Genomic DNA, 26,075 nt, shown 5'->3' with positions numbered 1-26,075 from the left:
TACTCCTTTTATCTGTGAAAGTCAGGTCAGGCGGCGGCAGAAGACGCCATAGGCCAGCAGCAGCGATATGCCGCCCCAAGCCAGCAGGCACAGCCAGAGCGCCGCACCAGGCACCGGCAGCTCGCCGCCCAGCGACAGCACGCTCATGGCGCTGCCGCCCTCGAAGCCGGATAGATTGATCAGCCGGTAGATATCGGTGGGGTTGAGCAGGAGCAGCCAGGGCAACAGCTCGGGACTGAACTTGCCCTCGCTAAGCACCAGCAGAGCCAGCAGCAGCAGATCGAACACCAGCACAAAGAGGAACCAGATACCCAGCGCCAGGCCGGCGGCACTGGACTTTTCGTTGACCTTGCCGCTGAGCACGTAGGCAAACGCCAGGAACACCCAGCCCAGCAGCGTCGAGGAAATCATGAAGCGAGCGAAGGCCCAGAGCAGCAGACCAAGCTCGATGTCATCGACTAGCACGGCGATGGCCAGTGCGGCGCCGCCGAAACCGATCAGGACGGCAAGTGCGAGAATCAGCCCATGCCCGACGAACTTGCCGAGCAAAATCTCGCCACGCCCCAGCGGGTAGGTCAGCAGCAACATCAGGGTGCCGCCCTCGTCCTCGCCGACGATGGCGTCATAGGCCAGCAGCAGCGCGATCAACGGCATCAGAAAGGTAGCCAGGCTCGCCAGGCTGGCAATGGTCGCCGGGATCGAGGTAAACCCCACCTGCCCCGAAGCGGCCGCGCCGAGCCAGGCGATGCCCACCGCCAGTATCGCGAACAACAAGCTGATGGCTAGCAACCAGCGGTTGCGCAGGCCGTCACTGAGTTCCTTGCGGGCGATATTCCAGATCTGCTTCATGCTCGGCCCTCCGCCGCCTGGCCATCGCCGGCACGATCCATGTAATAGCGATACAGATCTTCCAGCGAAGGCTGGTAAATCTCCACGTCGTCCGGCTCGCTTTCCCCTAGCAGCTCACGCAGCAGCGGTAGTTTGTGGCCGTTGATGGCGACCACCTCGACGCCATCCTCACCGTGCCGCCGCGCCGCATGCCCCGCCGTGTTCCAGCGCTCCAGCCAGGATTCGCTCCGGCCGACACCACTGGCACGGATGCGCACCGGCAGATCCGCCTCACTGCGCAGCTTATTGAGGCTGCCGATAGCCTGCAGGCGGCCCTTGGCGAGAATCGCCGCACGGTTGATGTGTGCCTCCACGCCGGGCAGCACATGGGAGCAAAGAATGACGCTGGTGCCGCTCTGGCGCAGGCGATCGATCAGCAGATACAGATCCTGGGTGGCGATGGGGTCGAGGCCGACCGTCGGCTCGTCGAGCAGCAACAGACGTGGCTCGCCGAGTACCGCCTGGGCCAGGCCGAGACGCTGACGCATGCCCTTGGAATAGGTTTTGACCCGGCGATTGACGGCGTGACCAAGGCCGACCTGCTCGAGCAGCTCGTCGACCTGACTCAGCGGCGTGCTTTTCAGGCGAGCGAAGTGACGCAACGTCTCACGACCGCTGAGCTGCGAATAGAACGTCACATTCTCCGGCAGATAGCCCAGCTGACGGCGGACATCGCTGGCCCGTGGGTCGCGTCCGAGCACCTGGACTCGCCCCTCGCTGGCTTGCAGCAGGCCAAGGATCAGCTTCATGGTCGTGGTCTTGCCGGCGCCGTTGTGGCCGAACAGGCCCAGCACCTCCCCTTCACCCAGATTCAAGTTCAAATCATGCAACACTGTCATGTTGCCGTAACAATGGCTGACGCCCTGGATCTCGACGGCACTCATGAGTGGCCCCCCTGCGTTGTGCTCATCAGCTCCCCGGTTTCCAACACCCTGGTGGATGGTTTCATCAGCGGGTGGCTGTCCTGTACGCCCGGTGACTTGATCACCGGAAAGGCACGCTGCACCCAACGCAGCACTTCGATGCTCGGGCTGTTCAGCAGCAGGCGTACCTGCGGATACAGCCACAACAGCCGATCGATATTGTCGTTGGGCTCATAAGCGATATCGCCCAAACCGTCGCCGTCGCGGTCCCAGCCCAGGTAGTCGCTCCAGTAGTTGCCGTGCCCATCGGCCGACCACTCCTGCGTACGAGTGGCCACGTACTTGACCTGCTGCTGGTTGCCGACAAAGGCGTTACCCGAGATACGGTTGTCTTCCGAACCGGCGGTCAGATGGATACCCAGAGTGCTGTTCTGGAAATGATTGTTCTCAATCGCGTTGAATAGTGAGTTGTAGATAAATAGCGCCTTGCCTTCGTTACCCTTGATTTCCCCTCCGGCACTGGTAGTCGCCGCTCTGATATCGGTGACCCGGTTATTGGTCAGCGTCGAATAGGTGATGTTGTTCATCAGAATCCCGTAGCCCTGATCCTCCCGGGATCGGTTGCCGGCAACCGTCAGCATGCGGCTCTGCATGAGCGCATAGCCAGTGCGGGTACGGTAGGTACGGTTGTTCAACAACTGATTGTTTTGCGAGTACATGTAATGCACGCCATAACGCAGGTCGTGCAGGGTGTTGTTTTCCAGAACGTTACCGTTGGAATTGTCGATGAAGATGCCATCACGGGTATGGCTGACCTCGTTCCCCGAGACGAGAGCGCCGGTGGCCCGGAACAGGTGAATCCCGTTACCTCGATCCTGCGAGCGCACGCTGTCATCGCCCCGAAGCCGATTGTTGAGAATGCGCACGTCACTGGCTGCATCGGAAAATATGCCGAACCCGGCGCTTTCAATACGGTTACCCCGGACAATCGTCCCGTCAGCACCGGGGCGGATGAAGATCCCCGCATCCATCTCGGTAAGGTTTCGGCCCGCGTTGCGGATTGAGCAGCCTTCCAGCGTGACGCCAGCCGCGGCGATTTCCAGCGCATTGCCTTGGCCCTGCGCATCGAACACGGCACCGGCGGCGCAACGCAGATGCATCGGCTGGTCGATGATGAACTGACCGAAGTGCTCTCCGGCGGGAAGTAGCCATTGGTCATTGCCGTTAGGCTCCAACGGCAGTTCTGAAACAGGTTGCGGTTGCGCCACAACACAACCGGCAAGAATGAGCGGCACCCAAGGTGCTCGGTGGCAAAGTCGTCTGACTGCTGGAAATTTCATTAACGTCTCATCTATCCGGACAATTCGTTTCGCCAAGCACCTCCCCGGCGCAGCCGAGGAAAGTGCCCTGATGCGGCCGATTACGCCGGTTCGACGATCATCCGGCCGTTCATTTCCATGTGCAGCGCATGGCAGAAGAAGTTGCAGTAGTACCAGAACACACCGACACCTTCCGGTTTGAAGGTGATGGAGGACGTCTGTTGTGGGCCGATCGCCATGGTTACGCCTTGGTTGACGATGCAGAAGCCATGGGTAAGATCTTCGATCTTGTCGATATTGGTGATGGTGATGGTGACTTCATCGCCCTGCTTGACCGTGAACTCGTTGATGCCATAGCTGGGCGCCATCGACACCATGTAAATCCTTACCTTATTGCCGTCACGGATAATCCTGTTATCGGTCTCCAGGTTGATGCCGTCTTTCTCGGCCAGTTTCACGGTTTCGGCGAAGTAGGGGTCGTTTCGGTCCCAAATCTTCTTGGGGCGAATCTGATCACGGCGAGCCATGGTGCAGTCATGGGGCTCTGCGTAGGCTGGACCGTCGTGCACAAGTTTCATTTCATCGCCGGAGATATCGATCAGTTGATCGTTCTCTGGATGCAGCGGGCCAACCGGTAGGAAACGGTCTTTGGAGAATTTGCTCAACACCACCAGCCATTGACCATCAGCCTCGCTGGACTCGGTCAGCGTGGCATGGTTGTGCCCTGGCTGATAATGCACATCGAGCTTCTGCTTGATGTAGTTGACCTTCTCACCGTTGTAGAAGCGAACGGCTTCGTCGATGTTCCACTTGACCACCTGACTGTCGATGAACAGTGTGGTGTAGGCATTGCCACGACCGTCGAAGGTGGTGTGCAGCGGGCCGAGACCCAGTTCCGGCTCGCCGACCACTACATCACGCTCGTCTTTCAGTTTGCCGGCAAACAGCTCATCCAACAGCGCGGTCGAGATGATGGTGCAAGTTGGCGACAACTTGCCGGCGGCAATGAAATACTTGCCATCCGGTGACATATTGCAGCCGTGCGGGTTCTTCGGTACGGGGATATAACGGGTGGTATTGGTGTCACCAATCTTCGCCTTGCGACCTTCGACCACGGGCACCTTGCTGTCGCCCAAGGTTACAAACTTGCCATCCTTGATGGCTTTCTCAATCGCCGGGATATTGAATACCACGACCCAGTCGCGCTCGTTGCGCATGCTGCCACCCAGATCCAACGCCTTCTCGGAGTTGTAGCAGGTAGAGGCGGCGTATTTGCCGGTGTAGTCGGCGTCGCAGTTGTCCAGGTTGCCGTCGACAATGACCTGGAAGGCCACTTCCATGGATTCGGCATCGATGGCGTTGAACACGGTAAAGCTGTCTTCAGAGTCCAGCGCAATATTCAGACCGTCGTTTGGGTGCGGAATGATGAATTCGGCGTTGCAGAACACGTACTTGGTATACGGCACCTTTTGCAGACGCAGACCGTGCACGGCCTGCGCATTGGGCACGGTGACGATCTTATCGGTCATCATGATATCCAGGCGGATACGTGCGACGCGGCTGCAGGCCTTGTCGTTGATGAACAGGTACTTGCCGTCATGCTTACCGTCGGTCAATGACAGGTGTGGGTGGTGGCAGTCGCCAATCATCCATTTGCCACCGTCACCCAGCACACGTTTACTTTCGTTGGTGAGGCCATAACCGGTGGCCGGGTCAAGGTTGAACACCGGAATCCGGATGATTTCGCGCATGGACGGCACACCCATTACGCGTACCTCGCCCTGATGACCGCCGCTCCAGAAACCGTAGTAGGTGTCCAGCTCGCCCGGGCCGACGTGGATCTTGGACTGGGGGTTCTTTACCGCTGCCGCCCAGGTTTCGCGGCTCATCACCGCGCCACCCAATGCCGTGGCGGCAACCGCCGCACCAGTCGCCGCCGTCGCACCGAGGAAACCGCGACGACTCAGGCCGCTTTTTTCCAATACTTCGGTGTTGCCTTTTGCCTTGTCGCTCATGCTCTGCTCCTTTCGGGATGAAATTTGAAAACAGTCAAATGAAGGGTTGTGTCTATTCAAGGTTCCACGACTTGCACCGGGATCAACTGGGACTCGGCCGGCGCTTGCTTGCCGCGCTTGGCCCGCTTGTTTTTCGTGATCAGCGGTGGGCATTTGTCTTCGTTGTGGTAGGTCATCTGGCAATCCAGGCAGTAGTGGCATTCGTTATGGTTGATATGCCCGTCCGGATGAATTGCCTGCACTTCACACTCGTTTGCGCAGAGCTGGCAGGGGTTGCCGCACTCCTTGCGCCGCTTGAGCCAGTCGAACAGACGAAAGCGCCCCGTGATCGCCAGGCCCGCGCCCAGCGGGCAGACGTAGCGGCAGTAGACTTTGCGGGTGAAGAGGTTGATGACCAACAACACCGCCGCGTAGGCGACGAACCACCATTGGCGATCGAACCTCAGCGTGATCGCGGTCTTGAACGGCTCCACCTCGGCGGCCTTCTCGGCCATCGTCATCGATTCCAGCGAGATGCCGAACAACACCAGCAGCACGATGTACTTGATCGCCCAGAGCCGCTCGTGAATCGCGAAGGGCACGTCGTACTGGCGGATTTTCAGCTTGCGTGCCGCCTCGTTGATCAGCTCCTGCAGCGCGCCGAAGGGGCATAGCCAGCCGCAGAACACCCCACGGCCCCAGAGCAGAATGCTCGCGGCAGTGAATACCCAGAGGATGAATATCACCGGGTCGGTGAGGAACAGTTCCCAGCGGAAATCCTGCACCAGCGCATGGACGAAGGTCAGCACGTTAACCACCGACAGCTGCCCCAGCGCGTACCAGCCGATGAACACCACGGTGAAGACCAGGTAGCCGTGTCGCAGCCGCTTCAGGAACGTGGGGTGCTGGGTGAATTTATCCTGCAGGAAGAGAATGACGGTCAGCAGCACCAGCGCTACCAGGATCACACCAATCTGGAAGCTCTTCGCGTACCAGATGTTGACCCACATCGGCCGGTTGGCTTCCTCGATGGCGGCCAGCTCCTCGGCGGTTGGTTGCGGGTGTTCGATGTACTCCTCGGGGATCTGGCAAGGCAGTTCGAAACTGGTGAAGACGCCCTCTACCGGACCGGTCTGACGGCGCACCAGCAGCTCCAGTGTCCACGGCGAGCCCGGGTCGAAACCGGTCTGTTCGCGGAGGATGAAGATCGCCATCTCCGTGAAGTCCGGCATGCCCTCGGCGTACACATCGTTTAGTCGCTGGAAGTCGGTATCGCGGAAGCTGTGGATATTGCCAAACTGGCGCACCTGCACACGATCGAAGATGCCGCCACGCACATAGCCCGAGCCCTTGAACGAATACTCGCCACTGCCCAGCACTGCGATGGCGTGTTCACCCGGCTGAAGGTCTTCCATCAGCAAACGATATTGGTTGTCACCCAGCAGGTTGCGGCCGACGGTCGGCGGGTTCAGGTGGGCGGTGTAGAGGTCGATGAAGGTCTCGTCGGCTTCTTCGCCAGGCGCCTCATCGACGCCTTCGGCCGCCGTGCCGTTGAAGGCTTTATTGATATCGCCATTGGTCAGGTGCAATCGGCGGATCGCGCCATTGCCGGTCAATTCCGCCCAGTTGGCGGGATGGTAGACATCGTCGCGGACGATCGCCGGCTTCTGCCTGGCGTCGATGTTGCTCTTGACCAAGCCAAGGGACGCGGCCACTTCATGGGCCGAACGCATGATGATCTCATTGGCCACCATCACGGTTACGGTGGCGCCTGTGACAGCATCGACGGTGACCGCCTTATCGTCACTGGAGCGACCGACAACCACGCGCTGATCGGCCTTGACACCGGCGTACTTCGCGGTGAAATCATGCAGTTTCTGCTCGGGAATGCCGATCAGCAGAATGGGTTCGTGATGCTCCAGCACATGGGCATCGACGATGGCGCCGTCACGATCCAGCAGCACCTGAATATTCATCGGTTTGCCGGAATATGCAGGCATGTCCACGACGTTAATGCTCTGATAGGCGTAGCCGTAAACAGTGCCCACGCCATCGCTGAGCGTGCGCACCTGGTGGCCGCCTTCGGGATCGGAGGTTTGGGTAACACGCGGAAAAAACTGCTCGATTCGCTGCTGCTCGGCCTCGTATTCCTTGGCCTGCAGCGACAAACTGCAAACCATGAGGAACACCACCATGAGCAGCTGTTTCCCCAGAATGCCGGTGATAGTGGAGGTACTGCGTTGGGGTTTCATGGGCCATCCATTTCAAGTCAGGGATGTACGGAGCAAAGTAAGGTGACGCTGTCCACGCGTCCCCATGATTGCGATCAGTTCTGCCTGCCTGGGATTGGAGCCAGTGCGAACAGCGGGTCTCCGAACGTCAGGCATAGGCTGCGAAAACGGCCTCCGAAGCTGCATATATGAATCGGCCCGCCAGCTTTTGCGGGTACCAGGCGCACGGGCTTGGTGAGGTTGGCGGTCTCCAGTGTTGCTTCGGACAGCCGAGATCATCGGCTCTCGTTCGCGTCGGAAACAGCGCCAGATGTGCGCAAAAAAAGCGAATCAGACGCCTTTTTTGATGTGCCTACCGGACAGGCAGTAGCCAACTTTGACCGAGATCAATTGTGGGCCAGGCTGACCGACCACCCGCTGTTCTCGGTCGCGCTGACCCTGTTGGCCTTACAGGCCTCGCTGGTGATTTACCGGCGGGGAAAAAAGTGGGGAGAAACTCTGGAGTAACGCAAAACACTCACCCATAAAAAATCCAATCACCGCTAAGTGACTGGATTTTCTAGGACGATATGAGGTGAATCGTCAGGCGGAGGCTGCCAACGCATCGAGGCGTCTGGCGCCAGTCAGATAATCGTGCTGAGCGTGGAGCAACGCGATGCCTGGCGCCACGCCATGCGCCCGGTGTGGCAGCAGTTCGAGGCCCAGATCGGCAGCGACGTGCTGAAAGCCGCGCAAACCGCCGACCGCAAGCAGCGCGACTGAGAGACGTGTCCATGGCCCAGGCTAAGCAATCCGCGGCTCGCCCCCGTTACTGGGCGACCTCCAGCGGCGCCTCCGCCTGCCAACCACCGCCCAGGGCGGCGATCAGTTGCACGCTGGCGGTCAGGCGGCTGCCGAGCAGGGTCAGGTTGCTGCGTTCGTTGTTCAAGGCGGTCGCCTGCACGTTGACCACGCTGTTGAAATCGACGGTGCCGGCGCGGTACTGGTTCTCGATCAGACGCAGGGACTCGCGGGCGGCGTCCAGCGCCTGCTGCTGGAACACCGCCTCCTGCTCCAGCACCCGCAGCTGCACCAAGTAGTCTTCGACTTCGCGGAAGCTGTCCAGCACGGCCTGACGGTATTGCGCGACCGTCTGATCGTAGGCCGCCTCGCTGCGCTCCAGCTCGGCGCGGCGCGCGCCGCCGTCGAACAGGCTCAGCGCCAGGTCCGGGCCGAGCGACCAGAAGCGGTTGGGCAGGCTGACCCAGTCGGCGAAGCTGCTGCCGCGGTAGCCGCCGCTGGCCGACAGGGTCAGGTCCGGGTACCAGGCGGCCTTGGCCACGCCGATCTCGGCGTTGGCGGCGATCACCCGGCGTTCGGCGGCGGCCACATCCGGACGGCGTTCCAGCAGTTGCGAGGGCAACGCCACGGGAATCACGGGCAAGGCCGGTAATTGCTCACGGGCGGCGATGCTCAGCTCGCTCGGCGGCACGCCGATCAGCACGGCGATGGCATGTTCCAGCTGGGCGCGCTGCCACTTCAGGTCGACGGCCTGGGCTTCGGTGCTGCGCAGCTGGGTCAGCGCCTGGCTGACGTCGGATTTGGGCACTATGCCGGCGTTGTACTGGTTTTCGCTGAGGCGTAGCGAACGCGCGTAGGCAGTCACGGTGGCATCGAGCAGGCGCTGCTGATCATCCAGCACGCGCAGTTGCAGGTAGGTCTGCACCAGTTCGGCCTGCAGGCTGAGCTTGAGCGCGGCCAGATCGGCGGCGCTGGCCGCGAAACCGGCGCGGCTCGACTCCAGCGAACGGCGCAGCTTGCCCCAGATATCCAGCTCCCAGGCGGCGTTCAGGCTCAGGTCGTAGCTCTTCGAGATGCTCGCCGCATTCGAACCGCTGACGGCGAAGCCTTCGGCGGTGCTCAGGGTGCTGTCGCCGCCGCCCTGCCCGGCCCGGGTCACGCCGGCGTTGCTCGACAGGCTCGGGTAGAAGGCCGCGCGCGCGCCGCGCACCAGGGCGCGGGCCTGGCGGTACTGGGCCTCGCTGGCGGCGAGGTTCTGATTGGACAGGTTGAGGCGGCCGACCAGGCCACTCAGTTCGTCATCGCCATACAGCTCCCACCAGGCGCCGCGCTCCAGCGCATCGCCGGGCACTGCAGCGGTCCAGCCTTCGATCTGCTTGAACTGCGCCGGGGTTTGCAATTGCGGACGCTGATAATCCGGGCCGATGGCGCAGGCACTCAGGACCAGGCACAAGGCCAGCACGGTGGGTAATCGGTAGGCAACTAGGGCTTTCATAAGGCTATGTACCAATCAGGTGATGCATAAGGCAGGAGGTAGGGTGCGCCGTGCGCACCAGCGCCAGCCATAAACCCTTGGTGCGCATGGCGCACCCTACGAACTGGACCGGCTCGCGGCCATAACCTTTCATAACGGAGTTTCCAGAGCAGCGTCGCTACGCACGCCACGCCAGCGGTTGACCCGGTGGCGCAGGCGATCGAAATACAGGTAGATCACCGGGGTGGTATAGAGCGTCAGCAACTGGCTGAGAATCAGCCCGCCGACGATGGTGATGCCCAGTGGCTGGCGCATCTCCGAGCCTTCGGCGCTGCCGAGCACCAGCGGCAGGGCGCCGAGGATCGCCGCCAGGGTGGTCATCATGATCGGCCGGAAACGCAGCAGGCAGGCGCGGCGGATCGACTCCTGCGGGCTGAGCGATTCGCTGCGCTCCAGCTGCAGGGCCAGGTCGATCATCAGGATGGCATTCTTCTTGACGATGCCGATCAGCAGGAACAAACCGAGCAGCGAGATCAGGCTGAATTCGATGCTCATCAGCTGCAAGGCGAGCAAGGCGCCGACCCCGGCCGAGGGCAAGGTGGAGAGAATGGTCAGCGGGTGGATATAGCTCTCGTAGAGTACGCCGAGGACGATATAGACCACGCCCAGCGCCAGCAGGATCATCCAGGGCTGGTTCTGCTGGGTCTGCTGGAAGGCGCCACCGGTGCCGCCGAGCATGCCCTGCACCTCGCTCGGCAGGTTGAGCCGCGCCACCGTGCGCTCGATGGCCAGGCTGGCCTGCTCCAGGCTGACGCCTTCGGCCAGGGCGAAGCCGATGTTCTCCGCGGCGAACTGGCCCTGGTGATGCACCCGGTCCTCTTCCAGGCTGCGCTCCCAGCGGGCGAAGCTCGACAGCGGCACCCGGCCGCCGGCGGCGGTGATCAACTGGATCTGCTCCAGCGCTTCGGGATGCTGGGCGTATTGCGGGTTGATTTCCATCACCACGCTGTACTGGTTGAGGCTGTCGTAGATGGTCGACACCTGGCGCTGGCTGAAGGCGTTGTTGAGCACACTGGTGATCATCGCCATGTCCACGCCCAGGCGCTTGGCCGCATCGCGGTCGACCAGCAGGCGGATCTGCTGGGTACCATCGGTTTCCTTGGCGTCGATATCGGTGAGTTCGGGCAAGGCGCGCAGCGCTTCACGCACAATCGGCAGCCACTGGCGCAGCTGATCCAGGTCGCCGGACAGCAGCATGTACTCGTTCTCCGAACTGCGCCCTTCGCGCCCGCCGATCTGCAGGTCCTGGTCGGGCATGAGGAACATCCGCCCGCCGGGAACCTTGGGCACCGTGCGGCGCAGGCGCTCGATCACCTGTTGCGCAGACAGCTTGCGCTCGCTCACCGGCTTCAGGCGCACGATCATGAAGGCGTTGTTGATCCCGCCCGAGCCGCCGATGAAGCCGGCCAGGCTATCCACCGCCGGGTCGCTCAGCAGCGCGCGACGGAAGATTTCCATCTTCGGCTGCATGACCTGGAACGACAGGCCGTCATCGCCGCGGATCATGCCGATCAGTTGGCCGGTGTCCTGCTGCGGCAGGAAGGTCTTGGGCACGCTGACGAACAGGAAAACGTTCAGGGCGATGGTGGCCAGCAGGCTGAACAGCATCAGTAGCGAGTGGTTCAGTGCCCAATCCAGGCTGCGCCGATAGACGTCCAGCACCCGCGCCTGCAGCCGCGCGCCGTAGCGGCGCAGCGCCCCCGGCTGGCGCTCGCTCACCTCGGCCTTGAGCCAGCGCGCGCAGAGCATCGGCGTCAGGGTCAGCGAGACCAGCAGGGAGATGACGATGGCCACCGCCAGGGTGATGGAGAACTCATGGAACAGGCGCTCGACTATGCCACCCATGAACAGGATCGAGACGAACACCGCGACCAGCGACAGGTTCATCGCCAGCAGGGTGAAGCCCACCTCGCGCGCGCCCTTGAACGCCGCCTGCAGCGGTGTTGCTCCGCCTTCGATGTGCCGGCTGATGTTTTCCAGCACCACTATGGCGTCGTCCACCACCAGGCCGGTGGCGATGATCAGCGCCATCAGCGACAGGTTGTTCAGCGAAAAGCCGAGCAGGTGCATCAGCGCGAAGGTGCCGACCAGCGACACCGGCACCGCCAGCGCCGGGATCAGCGCCGCGCGCCAGCGGCCGAGGAAGGCGAACACCACCAGGATCACCAGGGCTACGGCAATCAGCAGGGTGCGTTCGGCCTCGTGCAAGGTGGCGCGGATCACCGGCGAGCGATCCATCGCCACTGCCACCTCGACGCTGGCCGGAATCACCGCGCGCAGCGCCGGCAACTGCTGGCGAATGCTGGCGATGGTTTCGATGATATTGGCCCCGGTCTGGCGGTTGATCACCAGCAGCACGGCCTGCTCATCGTTATAGAAGCCACTGTTGTAGCGATCCTCCACCCCATCGCTGACCGTCGCCACATCGCCCAGGCGCACGGCGGCGCCATCCTGGTAGCGGATGATCAGCGGCAGGTAATCGGAGGCTTGCTCCAGCTGGTCGCTGGCCTGCACCTGCCAATGGCGGTCGCCCTGTTCCACCACCCCCTTGGGCCGCTTGGCGTTGGCCGCGGTGATCGTCTGGCGCACCTCGTCCAGGGCGATGCCGTACTGGTCGAGCAGGCGCGGCTCCAGGGCCACGCGCACCGCCGGCAGCGAACTGCCGCCGATGGTCACCTCGCCAACGCCGCTCACCTGCGCCAGTTTCTGCGCCAGGATGGTCGAAGCCAGGTCATACAGCTGGCCCTTGTCGAGCACCTCGCTGGTCAGCGACAGCACCATGATCGGCGCCTGCGACGGGTTGACCTTGCGATAGGTCGGCATCGCGCGCATGCCGCTGGGCAACAGCTCGCGCGCGGCATTGATCGCCGCCTGCACCTCGCGGGCGGCGGCGTTGATGTCCTTGTCCAGCTCGAACTGCAGCATGATCCGCGTGTTGCCCTGACTGCTGCGGCTGTTCATCTGGCTGATCCCGGCGATGGTGCCGAGCGAGCGCTCCAGCGGCGTGGCCACGCTCGATGCCATGATCTGCGGGCTGGCACCGGGCAGGCTGGCCTGTACCGTGATGGTGGGGAAATCCATCTGCGGCAGCGGCGCCACCGGTAACAGGCCGAAGCTGACGCCGCCGAGCAGGAGGATCGCCAGGCTCAGCAGCAGGGTCGCCACCGGCCGGCGGATAAAGGGCGCGGAGAGGTTCATGGGCGCTGACTACCTGTAGGAGCGGCCCATGGCCGCGATGCGTTTCGCGGGCATGGCCCGCTCCTACAGGTCTTGGTTCTGATTAAATTTTTATATATAAAACAACGAGTTATTTCTTGTTTGGCAAGAGTGGGCGTGCTGCCGCCCGGCGTTCCGGCGATGCTTCTGTAGCGCCGCTGATCGCGAGCAAGCTCGCTCCTACACAAAGCCTTCATACCGCCACCCCCGCCGCGCTGCGTCCACTCAGGCGCCGCGACAGGCGGTCGAAGTACAGGTAGATCACCGGCGTGGTGAACAGGGTCAGCACCTGACTCAGCAGCAGGCCGCCGACCATCACCAGACCCAGCGGCTGGCGCAGCTCGGCGCCGGAACCCGAGGCCAGCATCAGCGGGATGGCGCCGAACAGCGCGGCCAGGGTGGTCATCAGAATGGGCCGGAAACGCAACAGCGCCGCCTGATAGATCGCCGCCTCAGGCTGCATGCCCTGGTTGCGTTCGGCGTCGAGGGCGAAGTCGATCATCATGATCGCGTTCTTCTTGACGATACCGATCAACAGGATGATGCCGATGATCGCGATCAGGCCCAGGTCGTTGCCGCTCAAGAGCAACGCCAGCAGCGCGCCGACCCCGGCCGAGGGCAGGGTCGAGAGGATGGTGATCGGGTGGATGTAGCTCTCGTAGAGCACGCCGAGGACGATGTACATGGTGACGATCGCCGCCAGGATCAGCAGCAGGGTGCTCGACAGGGAGGCACGGAAGGCCTCGGCCGCACCCTGGAACCGGATTTGCACCCCGCCCGGCAGACCGATGTTCTGCTGCACCCGTTCGATCGCCGCCACCGCCTCGCCGAGGGCAACCCCTGCGGCCAGGTTGAACGACAGGGTCGCCGCCGGGAACTGACCGATATGGTTGATCAGCAGGCTGGCGGCGCGCTCGTCGATGCGCGCCAGCGACGACAAGGGGATTTGTCCGCCTGCAGCCGTCGCCACATGGATCTGTCCCAGCGCGGCCGGGCCGATGCTGCCGGCGTTCTGGCTTTCCAGCACCACCCGGTACTGGCTGGCCTGGGTATAGATGGTGGAGATCTGCCGTTGGCCGAAGGCGTCGTAGAGCGCGTCGTCGATGTCGGCGATGCTCACGCCGAGGCGCCCGGCGATGTCCCGGTCGATCTGCAGGAATACCTGCAGGCCGCGACTTTGCAGGTCGCTGGCGACATCACGCAGTTGCGGCTGTTGCCGCAGCGCGGCGACCAGCTTGGGCACCCATTCCTCCAACAGCGCCTGCTCCGGCGACTCCAGGCTGAACTGGAACTGGGTACGGCTGACCCGATCCTCGATGGTCAGGTCCTGCACCGGCTGCAGGTACAGCTCGATGCCGGTCAGACCGGCCAATTGCGGACGCAGCCGTTCGATCACCTGGCTGGCGGTCACGTCGCGCTCGGCATGCGGCTTGAGGTTGATCAGCAGGCGCCCGCTGTTGAGGGTCGGGTTGTCGCCATCCACGCCGATGTAGGACGACAGGCTGACCACCGCCGGATCCTGCAGAATCACCTCGGCCAGGCGCTGCTGGCGCTCGCTCATGGCGGCGAAGGAAATCGACTGCGGCGCCTCGGAAATACCCTGGATCACCCCGGTGTCCTGCACCGGAAAGAAACCCTTCGGCACGGCCAGGTAGAGCAGCACGGTCAGGACCAGGGTGGCGATGGCCACCAGCAGGGTCAGCGGCTGCCGCCTGAGCACCCACTGCAGCCAGATGCCGTAGCGGGCGATCATGGCGTCGATAAAGGCTCCACTGGCCCGGTAGAAGCGCCCCTCCTGCTCCGGCCTCTCGGCCTTGAGCAGGCGCGCGCACATCATCGGCGTCAGCGTCAGTGAAACCACCAGGGAAATCAGGATCGCCACCGCCAGGGTGATGGCGAACTCGCGGAACAGCCGGCCCACCACATCGGCCATGAACAACAGCGGAATCAGCACCGCGATCAGCGAGATGGTCAGCGAGATCAGGGTGAAGCCGATCTGCTTGGCGCCCTTGAGCGCCGCATTCAGCGGGGTTTCCCCGGCTTCCAGGTGGCGGGCGATGTTTTCCAGCATGACGATGGCGTCGTCGACCACGAAACCGGTGGCGATGGTCAGCGCCATCAGGGTCAGGTTGTTGATGGTGAAACCGGCCAGGTACATCACGCCGAAGGTGCCGATCAGCGACAGCGGCACGACGATCGACGGAATGATGGTTGCCGACAGCTTGCGCAGGAACAGGAAGGTCACCAGCACCACCAGCAGCACCGCCAGCAGCAACTCGTGCTGCACGTCCGTCACCGCGGCGCGGATGGTCTGGGTGCGGTCGGTCAGCACGCTGACCTCGACATTGGCCGGCAAGCCTTCGGTGAGAGTGGGCAGCAAGGCCTGGATGCGGTCGACCACCTCGATCACGTTAGCGCCGGGCTGGCGCTGCACATTGACCAGCACCGCTTCGTTGCGATTGGCCCAGGCCGCCAGGCGATTGTTTTCCGCACCGTCGATGATCTCGGCGACATCCTTCAGGCGCAGCGCCGCGCCGTCCTGGTAACTGAGGATCAGCTCGCGGTATTCATCCGGGGATTTGAGCTGATCGTTGGCATCCAGTTGCGAGACCCGGGTCGGGCCGTCGAAGTTGCCCTTGGGCTGATTGACGTTGCTCGCGGTGATCAGGCTGCGTACATCCGCGAGGTTCAGGCCATAGGCGGCCAGGGCTTGTGGATTGACCCGGATACGCACCGCCGGGCGTTGGCCACCGGCCAGGGTAACCAGGCCGACACCGCTGGTTTGCGCCAGTTTCTGCGCCAGACGGGTATCGACCAGGTCGAAGACCTGCGGCAACGGCAAATTGTCCGAACGAATCGCCAGGGTCAGCACCGGGGTGTCCGCCGGGTTGACCTTGTTGTACACCGGCGGCGCCGGCAGATCGCCGGGCAGCAGGTTGCTCGCCCCGTTGATCGCCGCCTGCACTTCCTGCTCGGCGACATCCAGGTGCACGTTCAGATTGAAGCGCAGGGTGATCACCGAGGCGCCAGCGGAACTGCTCGAGGACATCTGCTGCAAGCCGGCCATCTGGCCGAACTGGCGTTCCAGCGGCGCGGTCACCGCACTGGTCATCACATCCGGGCTGGCGCCGGGATAGAGGGTCATGACGCGAATGGTCGGGTAATCCACCTCGGGCAGCGCCGACACCGGCAGCAGGCGATAGGCGATCAGGCCGCTGAGGAAGATCGCCAGCATGATCAGGGTGGTGGCGACCGGGCGCAGGATGAACAGGCGGGAAGCGTTCATGCGTCCGCCGGTGTCCGTACGCTGGTTTGCTTGACGGTGGGTGCCTGGCCTTCGCCGACCACCTCGACCAGACTGCCGTCACGCAGGCGGTCGGTGCCCTCCAGCACCAGGCGCTCGCCAACGGCGACGCCCTCCTCGACCAGCGTCATCCGGCCATTGCTCGGCCCCGCCACTATCGATCGCACCTGCACCTTGTCGTGCTCATCGATCACATAGACGAAGGTACCGCGCGTACCGAACTGCAGGGCCGCCGCGGGAATCAGCAGGGCCTGCTCGCGGGTTTCCACCAGCAGGCGGACGTTGACGAACTGATTGGGAAACAGCAGCTCTTCGGCATTCTCGAAGCGCGCCTTGAGCTTGACCGTACCGGTGGCGGTATCGATCAGGTTATCCAGGCTCTCGAGCCTCCCCTCGGCCAGTTTGAGTTTCTCGCTGCGATCCCAGGCCTCGACGCGCAAGGTCTGCCCCGCCCTGAACGGGCGCAGCACCGCCGGCAACTCGGCTTCGGGCAAGGTGAACATCAGGGCAATCGGCAGGGTCTGGGTAATCACCACCAGCGGCAGCGCATCGCCGGAACTGACCAGGTTACCGAGATCCACCTGACGCAGACCGAGCCGTCCGCTGATGGGCGCGCGCACCTGCGTGAAGTCGAGATTGAGGCGCGCCTCGGCGACCGCGGCCTGATTGCTCTTGAGGGTGCCGCGGTACTGGTTGACCAGGGCCTGCTGGGTGTCGAGGGTCTGTTTGGCGATCGAGTCTTCGGCGTACAGGCCACGGTAACGCGCCAGGTCCGCCTCGGCATTGCGCAACTGCGCCTGATTTTCCTGTTGCACCCCGAGGGCCTGCTGCAGGGCCACTTCATAGGGTCGCGGATCGATCACCGCGAGCAGATCACCGGCCTCGACTCGCTGGCCGTCCTCGAACAGCAGCTTGACCAGCTCGCCGTCCACCCGGCCACGCACATTGACCGTGTTGTAGGCGGTCACCGTACCCAGGGCCTTCAGCTCGACCGGAAAATCGCCCTGCGTGACAGTCGCCACCCGCACCGGCACCGGCCCTCCATCGCGCCAGCGACCAGCAGAGGGTGCCTCCGGCTTGGCCGGCCAGAACCACCAGATCAGGATGAGCAGCAGCGCTAATAGAATCAGGCCAATCAGCCATTGGCGCGACTGCTTCGTAGCATGGGGCATTGCGGTTGTCTCAGGCATGGCGGGGATAGCTTCCTTGGAATGCCTGAACGATAAGCAGTGTCAGGCTCGAAGCAAAGCCTCTTTACCGGCTATTTACTTCCGGCTGAGGTAGCTAAGCCACTGAGCCATAAATGGAAACGGCCTCCAAGGGAGGCCGTCGGGAGTGTTGCCAGGTGTTACTTGAGTGCAGCCAGGGCCGCCTCGTAATTCGGCTCGTCGCCGATCTCGCCGACCAGTTCGCTGTGCAGGACCTTGTCGTGCTCGTCCAGCACCACCACGGCGCGGGCGGCGACGCCGGTCAGCGGGCCGTCGGCGATGGCCACGCCGTAGTCCTTGAGAAAGCCGGCACCGCGCATGGTCGACAGGTTAACCACGTTGTCCAGGCCTTCGGCACCGCAGAAGCGCGCCTGGGCGAACGGCAGGTCGGCGGAAATGCACAGCACCACGGTGTTATCCAGTTTGCTGGCACTGGCATTGAAGGTGCGCACCGAGGTCGCACAGGTCGGGGTATCGATGCTGGGAAAAATATTCAACACCTTGCGCTTGCCCGCCAGGCTGGCCAGGCTGACATCGGCCAGACCGGTGCCGACCAGGGAGAAGGCCGGGGCTTGCTGACCGACCTGCGGCAGCTGGCCATCGACTTGTACCGGGGAACCATGCAGGGTTACTTGTGCCATCGGAAGTGTCCTCTTGCTGGGAATGTAAGCGAAAATGCCAAGCCAGATTTAAGCATGACGCCCATGAAAAAGCCCCGAAATCCGGGGCTTTTTCATTACGGCAGATAACTGGCGCCTATCTCAGGCGACTCGATCAACCGGTACGGCTTAACGCTGCAGGCTTTCGATGCCACCCACGCGAACATCACGGGCAAAGTGGTCGCGGGTCAGCTTGACCACCACCGGACTGAGCAGCAACAGCGACAACAGGTTGGGGATTGCCATCAGGCCGTTGAGGGTGTCGGCAACCAGCCAGGCGAAGTCCAGCTGGGCGACAGCGCCGAACGGCACGGCCAGAACCCAGAGGATGCGGAACGGCAGGATGGCCTTGGTGCCGACCATGAACTCCCAGCATTTCTCGCCGAAGTAGCTCCAGCCGAGGATGGTGGTGAAGGCGAATACCACCAGGGCGATGGTCAGAACATAACCACCGACACCCGGCATGGCCGACTCGAAGGCCGCCGCCGAGAGTGCCGCACCGCTGAGGCCTCCGGTCCAGACGCCGGAACAGATGATCGCCAGGCCAGTCAGGCTGCAGATGACGATGGTGTCGATAAAGGTGCCGAGCATGCCGATCATGCCCGAGCGCACCGCGCTGTTGGTGGTACCGGCCGCCTGGGCGATACCGGCGGTGCCCAGGCCTGCTTCGTTGGAGAAGATGCCGCGCGCCACACCGAAGCGGATCGCAGCCATGACCGCCGCTCCGGCGAAACCGCCAGTTGCTGCAACAGGGGTGAAGGCATAGGTGAAGATCATCTCGAAGGCGGCGGGAATCTGCGCCGCGTTGACCACCAGCACCACGATGGCGGCGATGATGTAGGCCACGCACATGAAGGGCACCAGGGTAGCGGCAACCTTACCGATACGCTTGATGCCACCGAGGATGACCATGCCGACGAAGAGCATGGTGACCAGACCGGTCAGCCACAGCGGCACGGCGAAAGTCGCCTCGAGGGCCGCGGCCATGCTGTTGACCTGAACCATGTTGCCGATGCCGAACCCGGCGAAGCCGCCGAAGATGGCGAACGCAGTACCCAGCCACAGCCACTTCTTGCCCAGGCCGTTCTTGATCGCGTACATCGGCCCGCCAACATGCTCGCCGCGCTCGTCCTTCTCGCGGTAATGCACCGCCAGCACCACTTCAGCGTACTTGGTGGCCATGCCGACCAGGGCGGTGCACCACATCCAGAACAGGGCGCCGGGACCACCGAGGAAGATCGCCGTGGCGACACCGGCGATATTGCCGGTACCGACAGTGGCCGCCAGACAGGTCATCAAGGCCTGAAACGGAGTGATCTCGCCGCTTTCCGCATCGCCTTTCTTGCGCCCTTGCCACATCAGTTGGAAACCGGCGCCGATCTTGCTCAGTGGCATGAATTTCAGGCGCAGCATCAGGAACAGCCCGGTGCCGAGGATCATCACCAGCATCGGCGGGCCCCAGACGAGACCATTGAGTTGATTGACCAGAGTGTTGAGGGTTTCCATCTAAGGTTCCTTATTCTTGTAGTAGTCGCGAGGTTGGGTACCCTTCGCATGCTCGACCGCCGGGTAGGCAGCGTGACGCCATCAGCTACGCATCCGGCAAGGGCGCCAGTATATGAAGAGACGAGCAGTCAAATTAGCTATTTAAAATACAATGCTTAGCTGTTATTGCCGCTATTAGCCGAATAAACCAGATATAAATAGCCAAATTTCGCTGAGCCACCGCACATTCAACAACTACCTCAGCACCTCGATTGCCAGCGAAAGTTCGCCACGCCCCGGAGTCACTAGAAATCGCGTCGGTAGAACAGGTCCAGAGAACTGGCCAGGCCGCTGGCCGCCTCGAGATAGAGCCGCTTGCTCAGCTCGTAGCGCAACGCGATGGTGTTCGCCGGCTCGAACACGCCGACCCCGTAACGCAAGCTCAGGCGCTCCGACAGGCTGCCGCTGGCCACCACGCTGGTGCTCGATCCGCTACCTGCGGTGTCCAGCTGGAAATCCTTGATGCCCAATCCCTGGGCCAGGCCGCCGGTCAGGGGTGCGCTGCCGGCCAGCCCCATGGCGAGCGCCGCCTGGGCCAGCAGGTTGTTGTCGCCGCTGCTCTGTCCCAACGGCCGTCCCAGCACCAGGTAGGACAGCGCCTGCTGCTGACTCATGGCCGGCTCGGAAAACACCTCGCTGGTGGGCTGTTCGGCATTGCCGCTCAGGCGCAGGCCGGCGACCACCGAATCGACCCGGCGAATTGCCTCGACATCCAGGTAGGGCTGATCGATGGGGCCGGCGAACAGCAAGCGCGCACGGCGGATGGTCAAGCGCTGGCCATAGGCACGATAACGGCCATTGTTCAGGCTCAATTCGCCGCGGGTGTCGAGGTCATTGCCGACATGCACGCGTCCGGCCAGATCGGCATTGAGGCCGAAGCCACTGAAGCTCAGGCGTTCCTGCCCCACTTCGACATCGATGTCCATGGCGATCGCCAGCGGCTGCTGCTCGACGCTTTCGCTGCCGACAATCAGCGCATCGTCGGAGACCTTGACCGTCGAAGGCGGCAACTCGCGGATGACGATCTTGCCGCGCGGGATCAGCACTTTGCCGGCTATCGACAACTGCTCGGCAGCGATGCGCAGGGCCAGATCCGGCTCGACCTGCAGCTGCGCATAGGGTTCGATGTCGACCGGCAGGTGACTGCCGCGCAGGCGCAACTCGCCCTGCAGCCCGGTGCGCCAGGACAGCTCGCCGGCCAGGCTGGCCTGGCCCCGCTCGCCACTGCGCCAGCCGCCGCTGAGCTGCAGGCTTTCCCCGGCAATCCGCGCGTCCACCTGCAACGCCTCGACCGTCATGGGCAGTTGGTCGCCGGACAGTTGGCCCCCGCTGAGCTGCAAGCGGCCATCGACGTGCGGCGCCAGCAAGCTGCCGGACAGCTTGCCAGTGCCGTCGAGCCGGCCCGCCAGGTGCTCGACCATCGGCAGGAACGGCCGCGCCAGCGCCAGATCCAGCCCGCTCAAATGGAAATCGCCGGCCAGTGGCTTGCTCGCCGGACGCGGGTCGAGACGCGCCTGCAGCGACAGCTCGCCGATTTTCGGCCCGCGCAGGTTCAGCCGGCTATCGATTCGCTGCGGACTCAGCTGGCTCTCCAGGCGCAGGCTGTCGTAGGCGAAGTCCAGCCACTGGTCCCGATCGCGCATGCGCCAGGTGCCGCTGCCGGCATCCAGCACGACCCGACCACTCGGCCCCGCGGCCGGCACGTTGAGTTGCACCTCGGCATTCAGCAGGCCTTGCCAGGCGAAGTCCCTGGGCAGCCAGGGCGCCAGGCTGTCGAGGGGAAAGTCGCGCAGGCGATAGCGCAACCTGGGCTCGGGCAGCAGGCGTTGATCCTCGCCGCACAGGCTGGCCGCGGCGGAACGCCAGCAGTGCGCCGCGAGGCTGAGTTGGCCGTTGCCCAGGCGCACCAGGCCGGCAGGCTGCTGCAAGCGCCAGTCCTGGCCGCCGCTCTGTACCTCGGCGCTGCTCAGTTGCCCGCGCCAGGCGTCGTTGTCCAGGCGGCCGGCAATGGCCAGGGCGCTCTGCAGCAAGGGTCCGTCGAGCTTGAGCTGCAGTCGCTGCTGGCGCCGATCGCCCTGCCCGCTGGCCGTCAAGCGGCCCAGCTCGGTTTCCCCCAGAACAATGCCCTGGGCGTCCAGTTCGACCCGCGCCTGCTGGGCACTATCGAGCGCCGCATCGAGTTGCAGGCGCTGCAGACGCTGGTCGGTGTAGGCCAGGCGCTGTCCCTGCAGGCTCAGCTGGCCTTGTGGCGCCTGCAGGCTGCCCGCCAAGTCGAGCTGGCCCTGGAGCTGCCCCTGCAAGTGCGGCCAGAGCTGGCCTAGGCGCGGCAGGTTGACGCGCAACTGTCCGCTCAGGCGCTGATTCAGCTCGCCACTGCCGGCGATGCGATTGTCGCCCAGACGCAGAGCCAGACGCTGCAGCGCCCAGTGCTCGCCGCTGCCAGTGGCCTCGGCCTGGAACTGCGCCGGCTGGCCACGCAAACGGCCGTTGAGGTCGATCTGGGCATTCAGGCTCAGGTGCTGATCGGCCAGCTCGCCCTGGCTGTGCAGCGGCCCGCCCAGGGTACCCGGCAGTTCCGCCAGCCAGTAGGCCGGATCCAGGTCGTGCAGCTGCAAGCGCGCATCCCAGCGCAGGCCATCGGTAAAGCCCAGGGTCAGCTGGCCATCGGCCCGCCCTTGGCCGGCGCGCAGTTGCAGATCGGGCAGGTGTAGCTGCTGCAAATCGCCACTGAGCGGACTCTCCAGGCTGAACGCCCCGGCCGGGCCATCCAGCGCGGCGGCGAAGTGGCCCAGGTAGTTGCCGTCGCGATAGGCCAGCTCGCCGCTGAGCCGGCGCAATGCCACAGGCGCTTGTTCCACATCGGGATACAGGCGCTGCCAGGGAAAGTCCTGCCAGTCGAAACGGCTGTCCAGGCCGAACCCCTCGCGCCAGTCCAACTGGCCACTGAGGCGCAGCTGCTGCTCGGCACTGGCACTCAGACTCAACCTGGCAATCTCGGCGCCGTCAGCCTTGAGCAGCCCTTGCAGGGTCAACTCCAGTGGCCCGCCCTCGCCCGGCAACTCGGCGTTGCCACTGACCCGGTAACCGTCGGCCAAATCGCCGCTGGCCGTCAGCTCTATCTTGTTCAGGCGCAAGGTATCCGGCAGCTCGCTGTTGGCCTTGAAGCCATCGGCATGCAACTGCAGGCTGGCCGGGAGATTATCCGTCAGCGGCTGCACCTCACCATGCAAACGCCCGGTGAGGTAGCCGGTGCTAGCGGCCGTGACCTGCAGGCTCTGCTGCACATCACCGGTGATCTGTATGGCAAGCTGCCAGTCCTGTTGCTCGGGCGCCGGTAGCTGCACCTGGCCGGCAAGACTCAGGGGCCAGTCACCGCTGGGGCGCAGCTGGCCGCTCAGATCCAGGGCAAAGTCGCCGCGCTGCACGCGCAGGCTGTCGATCTGCACACCTTCGCGGGTCCAACGTGCCGCTAGTTGCAGGCCTTGCAACTGTTCGGCACCATTGAGTTGCAGGCTGCCGATGCGCACCTCGCCCAGTTGCACAGCCAATGGCAGCTGCAGCTGCGGCAGGCGCCATGGTGTGTCGCCCTCTTCATCTTCGCCTGGCGGCAAGCGCAACTCGATGCGCTCGCTCTGCAGGCGCTCGACACACAGGGTCAGGCGTAACAGACACAGCGGCGACCAGACCATCTCGGCCAGACGAACGTCCACCAGATGCTCGCCCTGCTGCCAGCGCAGCTGCTCGGCACGCCACTGTCCGCCCAGCTGGCCGCTGAAATTACTCACCTGCAAGCCCGGCACCCGGGCCAGCGCCCAGCGGCTGCCGGCAGTGCTGGCAAGTACCCAGGTCAGTGCCAGCACCAGCGCTAACAGGACGCCCAGCAGACCATAGAGGCCGTATTTCAGCCCGCGCCTCACAGTTCCGGCCCCATGGAGAAATGCACCCGCACCCCGCCCTGGTCATCCAGCGGATGAGCCAGGTCGAGGCGCAGCGGACCGACCGGCGAGACCCAGCGCAGGCCGATGCCGACGGCGCTTTTCAAGGAGGGAAAGTCCAGCGAGTTGAAGCTGTTGCCCTGATCGACAAAGGTCGCCACGCGCCAGCGCTCGGCCACAAGGTACTGATACTCGGCGCTGGCGGCGAACAGATAATGGCCGCCGATTTTATCGCCCTGGGCATTTTCCGGTGACAGGCTCTGGTAGTCGTAACCGCGCACGCTCTGATCGCCGCCGGCGAAGAAGCGCAACGACGGCGGTACCGCGGAAAAACCACCGGACTCGGTGCCGCCGAACTGCACCCGGCCGAGCAAGCGATGCTTGTCCGCCAGGGTGGTCAAGCCTTTGAGCAGGACCTTGGCGTGCAGTACGTCGGCGTCGGAGAGCAGGCCGTTCTTGGCCGCCGACAGATCGAATTGCAGGCGATAGCCATGCTGCGGATCGACCTGATTGTCGCTGCGCAGGTAGGCGTAGCTGATACCCGGCAGCAGCAAGGTGCTCAACCCGGAGTCGTCGCCGAGCTCGTACTGCTCATGCTGCCACTTCAACGAGATGACCCGCTGCCAGCCGCTGTCCAGCTTGCTGTGCCACTCCGGCCCCACCGTCAGCAAGCGGCTGAGGCTGTCGGTGTCGGCCAGCTCTTCATATTGGTAACCGCCGGCATAGCGCAGCTTGTCGGTCAGCGGTGGATCGCCGGGTACGTCGTACCACAGGCCGACGTTCTGCCGCGGCGCCGACAACTCCATCTCGGCGCCGTAACTGTGGCCTTGCGGGTTGGCCCAATGGCGCGTCCAGTTGGCCCGACCACGGGGGCCGACATCGGTGGAATAACCCAGGCCCAACCCCATACTGCGGGGCTTGCGCGCTTGCAGCCGGACGTTGACTGGAATCCGCTGCTGCTCGGCGGCACTCGGGTTGGCGTCGACGCTCACCGTCTCGAAATAACCGCTGGAACGCAGCGCCTGGTACAGCTCGGCGATCAGCTCGGAGTCATAGGGCGTGTCGCCGGCAAAGGGCACCATGCGTTGCAGCAGTTGTGCCTCGAAGGGCGCATCGCCTTCGAAACTCACCGCACCCAGCAGGTAGCGCGGACCACTGTCGTAGATCAGTTCGATGTCGGCGACCCCGGCACGCGGGTCGATACGCAGGCGTTGACGGGTGAAACGCCCAGCGAAAAAGCCATAGCGCGAGGCCTGGTTCTGGATCTGCCGCTTGGCCGCGTCGTAACGGCCGTGATTGAGTACCTCGCCAACTTTCAGCGGCGGGTCGCTGGGCAGACGAAACGCGCGCATCTGGTTGGCCGGTCCGTCGATGCGCAGGATTACCTCACGCAGCCGGACCGGCTCGCCGGGAACGATGCGGATGGTCAGGCGCAACGGGTCGCCCTCGCTCACCTCGCTGACGATCTGCGCCTGGTAGTAACCCAGGGCCTGCGCGGCTTGCTCTGCCTGCGCCTCGGCCACCCGGCGAAAACGCTGCAAGGCGTCGAGATCGCGCTCGCCCAGGCTACCGATATAGCTTTCCACATTCTCCTTGAGCGCGGCATTGGCAGGCTGCACCCTGACCACCAGGCGCGCCTCGGCCAGTAGCGAAGTGCTCAACAGGAACAGCGCCAATCCGGCGCAGAATGTGGGAAAGGTTCTCATGAAGCGGATGCTAGCATGTGCCGCACCGCAGCCTAGAGCGTCTGGCTGGGTTCTCGTCGACTATGCGGTAACGCTTTATTGCTGCACCCCAGCCCCACGGGTGGGCGATTCAGCCCACCGACGCGGGAATGTCAGCCTGCACAGGCTGGCCGGCACGCCGTCAGGCGCTGGCTTGGACCGCCTGCTGCGGGTTGGGATGGAAGAACACGTGTTCGATGATCGGGCCAACCGCCACTTCGCCGATTTCTTCGTAGCCATGACGCTTGTAGAAGTCCAGGTAATGCGGATTGCCCGTATCCAGCACCACGCCGAGCGAACCGGCATCCTCGGCGCACCAGTTGTGCAGGGCTTCGAGCAACTGCTCGCCGAGGCGCTGGCCCTGGAACTCGGGGTGAACGCCAAGCAAGGGCAGCACATGGTAAGGCCCGGGCGGCAGGCAGGCGAGAATGGCATCGTGGTAGGCCAGATAGCGTTTGGTACAACGAAAACCGGTGGTCAGCAGCATGCGCATGCGCCAACTCCAGCTCTCGGTGATATCCAGGCGGCGCTGCGGGGGGGCGATCAGCGCCATGCCGATCAGGCGGTCATCGACCAGCAAGCCAATCGCCGGCAGCTCCTCGTTGAAGTGTTGTTGCACCAATTCCCGTACGGTGGCGCGCACGCGCTGATCATAACCCGGGCGTTCGGCTTCGAAGAGATAGGAAAAGGTCGGCTCATGGCGATAGGCGTGGTACAGCAGCGAGCGTGCTTCGCGGGCATAACCGCCATCGAGCATACGGACTTCGGCAGGACTGTTCGGCATAGAGTGCGACCTCTGGTTTGTTCTTGATCTGCGTGGCCTGTAACCACACTAGCAGTGCAAGCTGGCGACAGCCAGAACTGGCCGTATGGCC

The 26,075-nt window shown here is 63.5% G+C and carries 15 protein-coding genes; 1 reads left to right on the top strand and 14 read right to left on the bottom strand.

The annotated features are described in order from the left end of the window. Positions 1-21: 21 nt before the first annotated feature. From BM315_RS18070 to nosR, 5 genes are all read right to left on the bottom strand, one after another. The gene (locus tag BM315_RS18070) at positions 22-849 is read right to left on the bottom strand and encodes an ABC transporter permease (protein ID WP_090503702.1); all 828 of its coding nucleotides are present in this window, start codon (positions 847-849) and stop codon (positions 22-24) included. Then, complete coding sequence (locus tag BM315_RS18065; protein ID WP_090503699.1) at positions 846-1,772, bottom strand: ABC transporter ATP-binding protein; 927 nt, start codon at positions 1,770-1,772, stop codon at positions 846-848. The genes BM315_RS18070 and BM315_RS18065 overlap by 4 nt, the downstream gene beginning before the upstream one ends. Beyond that, the gene (locus tag BM315_RS18060) at positions 1,769-3,091 is read right to left on the bottom strand and encodes a nitrous oxide reductase family maturation protein NosD (RefSeq protein WP_090503697.1); all 1,323 of its coding nucleotides are present in this window, start codon (positions 3,089-3,091) and stop codon (positions 1,769-1,771) included. The genes BM315_RS18065 and BM315_RS18060 overlap by 4 nt, the downstream gene beginning before the upstream one ends. A gap of 80 nt (positions 3,092-3,171) precedes the next feature. Then, positions 3,172-5,085: a TAT-dependent nitrous-oxide reductase gene (gene nosZ / locus BM315_RS18055; RefSeq protein ID WP_090503695.1), complete on the bottom strand. Its 1,914-nt coding sequence runs from the start codon at positions 5,083-5,085 to the stop codon at positions 3,172-3,174. Positions 5,086-5,141: 56 nt separating this feature from the next. Next, complete coding sequence (gene nosR / locus BM315_RS18050) at positions 5,142-7,259, bottom strand: transcriptional regulator NosR (RefSeq protein WP_170862254.1); 2,118 nt, start codon at positions 7,257-7,259, stop codon at positions 5,142-5,144. A 348-nt stretch (positions 7,260-7,607) separates the two neighbouring features. Here nosR and BM315_RS18045 point away from each other — a divergent pair, with 348 nt between their 5' ends. Beyond that, positions 7,608-7,802, top strand: a complete 195-nt coding sequence (locus BM315_RS18045; protein ID WP_141123972.1) for a hypothetical protein — start codon at positions 7,608-7,610, stop codon at positions 7,800-7,802. A gap of 301 nt (positions 7,803-8,103) precedes the next feature. Here the strand turns inward: BM315_RS18045 and BM315_RS18040 are convergent, their stop codons facing one another. The 9 genes from BM315_RS18040 to BM315_RS18000 all read right to left on the bottom strand — a co-directional run bounded on the left by BM315_RS18040 (position 8,104) and on the right by BM315_RS18000 (position 25,984). After that, complete coding sequence (locus BM315_RS18040) at positions 8,104-9,570, bottom strand: efflux transporter outer membrane subunit (protein WP_090503688.1); 1,467 nt, start codon at positions 9,568-9,570, stop codon at positions 8,104-8,106. A gap of 129 nt (positions 9,571-9,699) precedes the next feature. After that, the gene (locus tag BM315_RS18035; protein ID WP_090503685.1) at positions 9,700-12,807 is read right to left on the bottom strand and encodes an efflux RND transporter permease subunit; all 3,108 of its coding nucleotides are present in this window, start codon (positions 12,805-12,807) and stop codon (positions 9,700-9,702) included. Positions 12,808-13,018: 211 nt separating this feature from the next. Next, positions 13,019-16,111: an MdtB/MuxB family multidrug efflux RND transporter permease subunit gene (locus tag BM315_RS18030; RefSeq protein WP_090503682.1), complete on the bottom strand. Its 3,093-nt coding sequence runs from the start codon at positions 16,109-16,111 to the stop codon at positions 13,019-13,021. Next, entirely contained in the window at positions 16,108-17,319 is a 1,212-nt protein-coding gene (locus tag BM315_RS18025) for an MdtA/MuxA family multidrug efflux RND transporter periplasmic adaptor subunit (protein ID WP_090503680.1), read from the bottom strand. The genes BM315_RS18030 and BM315_RS18025 overlap by 4 nt, the downstream gene beginning before the upstream one ends. 158 nt (positions 17,320-17,477) lie before the next feature. Next, on the bottom strand, positions 17,478-17,978 hold the full coding sequence (gene tpx, locus BM315_RS18020; RefSeq protein ID WP_090503676.1) for a thiol peroxidase: 501 nt from the start codon (positions 17,976-17,978) through the stop codon (positions 17,478-17,480). A gap of 147 nt (positions 17,979-18,125) precedes the next feature. Continuing rightward, positions 18,126-19,502 carry an alanine/glycine:cation symporter family protein gene (locus tag BM315_RS18015; RefSeq protein WP_090503673.1) on the bottom strand — a complete coding sequence of 459 codons (1,377 nt, stop codon included), beginning with the start codon at positions 19,500-19,502 and terminating at the stop codon, positions 18,126-18,128. 284 nt (positions 19,503-19,786) lie between these two features. Continuing rightward, the gene (locus BM315_RS18010) at positions 19,787-23,458 is read right to left on the bottom strand and encodes a translocation/assembly module TamB domain-containing protein (protein WP_090503670.1); all 3,672 of its coding nucleotides are present in this window, start codon (positions 23,456-23,458) and stop codon (positions 19,787-19,789) included. Then, positions 23,455-25,182 (bottom strand): autotransporter assembly complex protein TamA, encoded by a 1,728-nt coding sequence (locus tag BM315_RS18005; RefSeq protein WP_090503668.1) that lies wholly within the window; start codon positions 25,180-25,182, stop codon positions 23,455-23,457. Before BM315_RS18005 ends, BM315_RS18010 begins: the two co-directional genes overlap by 4 nt. Positions 25,183-25,342: 160 nt before the next feature. Continuing rightward, positions 25,343-25,984 (bottom strand): GNAT family N-acetyltransferase, encoded by a 642-nt coding sequence (locus BM315_RS18000; protein WP_090503665.1) that lies wholly within the window; start codon positions 25,982-25,984, stop codon positions 25,343-25,345. Positions 25,985-26,075: the final 91 nt, after the last annotated feature.

Origin of the sequence: Pseudomonas borbori (assembly GCF_900115555.1) — a bacterium.
In the GTDB taxonomy this organism is placed as follows: domain Bacteria; phylum Pseudomonadota; class Gammaproteobacteria; order Pseudomonadales; family Pseudomonadaceae; genus Aquipseudomonas; species Aquipseudomonas borbori.
This window is presented reverse-complemented; position numbering and strand designations above follow the sequence as displayed.

What these genes read in the sequence shown, in the direction of transcription:
- BM315_RS18000 (WP_090503665.1), bottom strand. Translation starts at nt 25,984, where the DNA reads ATGCCGAACAGTCCTGCCGAAGTCCGTATGCTCGATGGCGGTTATGCC.
- BM315_RS18065 (WP_090503699.1), bottom strand. Translation starts at nt 1,772, where the DNA reads ATGAGTGCCGTCGAGATCCAGGGCGTCAGCCATTGTTACGGCAACATG.
- BM315_RS18025 (WP_090503680.1), bottom strand. Translation starts at nt 17,319, where the DNA reads ATGCCTGAGACAACCGCAATGCCCCATGCTACGAAGCAGTCGCGCCAA.
- BM315_RS18070 (WP_090503702.1), bottom strand. Translation starts at nt 849, where the DNA reads ATGAAGCAGATCTGGAATATCGCCCGCAAGGAACTCAGTGACGGCCTG.
- BM315_RS18035 (WP_090503685.1), bottom strand. Translation starts at nt 12,807, where the DNA reads ATGAACCTCTCCGCGCCCTTTATCCGCCGGCCGGTGGCGACCCTGCTG.
- nosZ (WP_090503695.1), bottom strand. Translation starts at nt 5,085, where the DNA reads ATGAGCGACAAGGCAAAAGGCAACACCGAAGTATTGGAAAAAAGCGGC.
- BM315_RS18060 (WP_090503697.1), bottom strand. Translation starts at nt 3,091, where the DNA reads ATGAAATTTCCAGCAGTCAGACGACTTTGCCACCGAGCACCTTGGGTG.
- tpx (WP_090503676.1), bottom strand. Translation starts at nt 17,978, where the DNA reads ATGGCACAAGTAACCCTGCATGGTTCCCCGGTACAAGTCGATGGCCAG.
- BM315_RS18040 (WP_090503688.1), bottom strand. Translation starts at nt 9,570, where the DNA reads ATGAAAGCCCTAGTTGCCTACCGATTACCCACCGTGCTGGCCTTGTGC.
- BM315_RS18015 (WP_090503673.1), bottom strand. Translation starts at nt 19,502, where the DNA reads ATGGAAACCCTCAACACTCTGGTCAATCAACTCAATGGTCTCGTCTGG.
- BM315_RS18005 (WP_090503668.1), bottom strand. Translation starts at nt 25,182, where the DNA reads ATGAGAACCTTTCCCACATTCTGCGCCGGATTGGCGCTGTTCCTGTTG.
- nosR (WP_170862254.1), bottom strand. Translation starts at nt 7,259, where the DNA reads ATGGTGGTGTTCCTCATGGTTTGCAGTTTGTCGCTGCAGGCCAAGGAA.
- BM315_RS18030 (WP_090503682.1), bottom strand. Translation starts at nt 16,111, where the DNA reads ATGAACGCTTCCCGCCTGTTCATCCTGCGCCCGGTCGCCACCACCCTG.